Here is a 554-nt window from a genome sequence, read left to right on the forward strand (position 1 = left end):
TGAATCCGCAGCTTCGGTGCATAGTTTAGCCCCGTTACATCTTCCGCGCAGACCGACTCGACCAGTGAGCTATTACGCTTTCTTTAAAGGATGGCTGCTTCTAAGCCAACCTCCTGGCTGTCTGGGCCTTTCCACATCGTTTCCCACTTAACTATGACTTTGGGACCTTAGCTGGCGGTCTGGGTTGTTTCCCTCTTCACGACGGACGTTAGCACCCGCCGTGTGTCTCCCGGATATTACTTTACGGTATTCGGAGTTTGCAAAGGGTTGGTAAGTCGGGATGACCCCCTAGCCTTAACAGTGCTCTACCCCCGTAAGTATTCGTCCGAGGCTCTACCTAAATAGATTTCGGGGAGAACCAGCTATCTCCCGGTTTGATTAGCCTTTCACTCCTAGCCACAGGTCATCCCCTAACTTTTCAACGTTAGTGGGTTCGGTCCTCCAGTTGATGTTACTCAACCTTCAACCTGCCCATGGCTAGATCACCGGGTTTCGGGTCTATACCTTGCAACTATTCGCCCAGTTAAGACTCGGTTTCCCTACGGCTACCCTAA

1 rRNA gene is annotated in these 554 nt (G+C 51.4%); it reads right to left on the reverse strand.

Annotation, left to right across the window (positions count from 1 at the left end):
- Positions 1-554: ribosomal RNA gene (locus L650_RS0113860) — 23S ribosomal RNA — on the reverse strand; the annotation flags it as partial.

The organism is Pseudoalteromonas sp. TB51 (assembly GCF_000498055.1).
Classification (GTDB): domain Bacteria; phylum Pseudomonadota; class Gammaproteobacteria; order Enterobacterales; family Alteromonadaceae; genus Pseudoalteromonas; species Pseudoalteromonas atlantica.